The organism is Devosia sp., from assembly GCF_028290645.1.
In the GTDB taxonomy this organism is placed as follows: domain Bacteria; phylum Pseudomonadota; class Alphaproteobacteria; order Rhizobiales; family Devosiaceae; genus Devosia_A.
In genome coordinates this window covers 1-2,673 of sequence record NZ_JAQGJL010000388.1, presented here as the reverse complement: position 1 = coordinate 2,673, position 2,673 = coordinate 1, and the positions used below count along the sequence as shown (strand labels likewise).

The 2,673-nt window shown below is 67.6% G+C and carries 4 protein-coding genes; all 4 read right to left on the bottom strand.

All coding sequences use genetic code 11. The features are described 5' to 3' along the window. Window positions 1-188: 188 nt before the first annotated feature. Entirely contained in the window at window positions 189-989 is an 801-nt protein-coding gene (locus JWQ89_RS20610) for a lysophospholipid acyltransferase family protein (RefSeq protein WP_299644192.1), read from the bottom strand. Beyond that, window positions 986-1,372: a Fur family transcriptional regulator gene (locus JWQ89_RS20605; RefSeq protein WP_299644195.1), complete on the bottom strand. Its 387-nt coding sequence runs from the start codon at window positions 1,370-1,372 to the stop codon at window positions 986-988. Before JWQ89_RS20605 ends, JWQ89_RS20610 begins: the two co-directional genes overlap by 4 nt. Before the next feature lie 141 nt (window positions 1,373-1,513). Then, window positions 1,514-1,990 (bottom strand): ribosomal protein S18-alanine N-acetyltransferase, encoded by a 477-nt coding sequence (gene rimI / locus JWQ89_RS20600; protein WP_299644191.1) that lies wholly within the window; start codon window positions 1,988-1,990, stop codon window positions 1,514-1,516. Continuing rightward, window positions 1,987-2,673: tRNA (adenosine(37)-N6)-threonylcarbamoyltransferase complex dimerization subunit type 1 TsaB (tsaB, locus tag JWQ89_RS20595; RefSeq protein ID WP_299644189.1), on the bottom strand; the 687-nt coding region annotated here is incomplete at its 5' end. The genes rimI and tsaB, both read right to left, overlap by 4 nt.

The window sequence follows — 2,673 nt, the reverse complement described above, 5'->3', positions numbered from 1 at the left end:
GGGCAAGACCAAGTCGCTCTGTTTTTTCATCGGCAGCGACGACATCGTCCGCTCCTCGTTCACCGGCATCGACGCCGCGGCCTATCGCGACTGGGCCGGCGAGGGCGTGTTCCGAGTCTCGGTCGGCATCGAGGACCCCGGCGACATCATCGCCGATTTCGAGCAGGCGATGCGCTGAAGAGTGGGGGTCACGCGGCGGCGACCGGCAGCGCCGTGCCGCGGTTGAGGGCCACCAGCATGCGGCGAACTTCCGCCTCCGCCTCCCGGGCCACGACCTTGCGGTCCGAGCCGGCGGTCAGCGGCCGGGCCGTGCCGAAGGCCAGGGTGACCTCGCGGGTGCCGCCGGTGAGGATCTCGCGGATGTTCTGCCGGATCGACTTGGACTTGATCCAGGCGATGAACGAGCGGTCGCTGCGCCCCACGGGCAGGCCCTGCAGCCGCGTATAGGCGATGGTCAGCGGCTGGATCATCACCTCGGCGGCGCCGGCGTCCTGCATCGCATGCTGCGCCGCCCCGATCAACGCCGAGCGGAACGGCAGCACATGCGTGCCCAGGTCGGACTGGCCTTCGGCGAACAGCAGCACGGCGCCGCCCGAGGCCATGCGCTTGCCCATCTCGCGGGAGGCGCGATGCGCGTCGCCGCGGCGCTTGCGATCGACATAGAGGGTGCGCTGCAGCGAGGCCATGAAGCCGACGAAGAACCAGTTCCGGATCTCGGACTTGGCGACGAAGGTGACGTCGGCCTTGGAGCCGACGGCGATGATGTCGGTCCACGAGATGTGATTGGAGACAATCAGCGTCGCGCGGTCGTGCGAGGGCGCGCCGATGACGTTCACCTTCATGGCGAGGAAGGTGCAGCCGAACCAGTGGAACCAGCGCGGAATGAGGTTCCAGCTCAGCCCCAGCCGGCTGACGATGGTCTGCAGCGGCACGAAGACGATGAGGAACGGCACGTAGCAGAAGATGAAGAACAGGCTGCGGAGGATCATTTCTTCTTCTCGTCCGGCTTCAGCGGCACAGCATAGAGCTCCAGCCGGTGGTCGACCAGCTGGTAGCCGAGGCGCTTGGCGATGACTTCCTGGATGGCTTCGATCTCTTCGTTGCGGAACTCGATCACCTTGCCGGAGCGGATATCGATCAGGTGGTCGTGATGCTCGTCGGGAATCAGCTCGAAGCGGGCGCGGCCATCCTTGAAATCGTGCTTGGTGACGAGGCCGGATTCCTCGAACAGGTTCAGCGTGCGGTAGACGGTCGAGAGCGAAATGCGCGCGTCGATGGCGCTGGCGCGGCGGTAGAGCTCCTCGACATCGGGGTGATCGACGGCCTGCTCGATGACCTGGGCGATGACGCGGCGCTGGTCGGTCATGCGCATGCCCTTCTGGGCGCACTGCTCTTCGAGGGTGAGGAGTCCGGGCTTGCTCACCTTCACGTCTCCCGTTCAGGTGGTTTCTTGGTGGTCGCGCTCGCGAACCGGAAAAGTCTGCAACTTTTCCTGCTCACGCTCCAGCCGGGGTTAACCAAGATCGCGGGCCATGACAATAGCGGTGGCCGGGGTCCCGTCGGGGCGCGGGTAATAGCCCTTGCGCTCGCCGATGGTCTTGAAGCCGAGCTTGGCATAGAGGCGGAGCGCCGCGGCGTTGTCGGTCGCGACCTCGAGGACGAGACGTTTGGCCGGACTCATCAACAGGTCGTCGAACAGCGCCCGCATCAGCGCAAGCCCGACGCCGCGCTTCCGCCACTTGGTGTCGACCGCGATGGTGATGAGCTCGGCGTCCTCGCCCAGGTGGCGCAGCATGGCGAAGCCGGCGATCTTCCGTTTGGCGTCACAGGCGACATAGATCGGGGTGTCGTCGCCAGTGATGTAGGCGGCGAACTCCTCGCGCGGCCAGCCGCGATAGAAGCCGGCGGCGTGGAGCTTTGCGACGGCGTCGGCGTCCTCGGTCCTGGCGGGCTCGATGTGGAGGCCGGCGGGGGCGAGCCAGAGCTTCATGGGGCGGTCACTCGGGCGACACGGAATTTTCCCTGCGGCTTGGCATCGGCATCGCGGATGTAGGCAGCCTCGGGGGGAAAGAGGCTGGGATCGGCGGTGGCGGCGAAGCTCGCAAGGGCGGCGATGTCGATGAAGGGCGAGGTGAGGGTTTCGCTGCCGGGCGGGATGCGGCGGCGGGCCTCGTTCACCGGCAGGAGGGCCGGGCCGCCGACGGGGATGCCGGGGCCGGAAAAGAGCTGGAAATAGGCCTCGTCGCGGCGCGCATCGAGGAGGACGGCAGTGGGCGTGCAGGCGGTGGCGAGCGACAGCGCGAGGAGCGAGGGGACGCCGATGACCGGGAGGCTCAGCGCGAGGCCGAGGCCGCGGGCGGCACTGAGGCCGATGCGCAGGCCCGTGAAGGAGCCGGGGCCGGTGGTGACGGCGATGCGGGCGAGGTCCTTGTAGGTGAGGCCATTGCGGGCAAGGAGTTCGGCGATGGCGGGGAAGATGCGCTCGGCCTGGCCCTGCGCCATGTCCTCGACGAGGCTGTCGACACGGGTGTCCGTCAGCAGCGCAAGCTGCAGGCGGGGTGCGGCGGTGTCGATGGCGAGCAGCGGGGTGGGCATGGGGGAGACATAGGGGTTCGCGTGTGTCCTGTCATCAGCGTTGCCGCACACCGATCGTCCGGTGGCTGTGGACCCCCA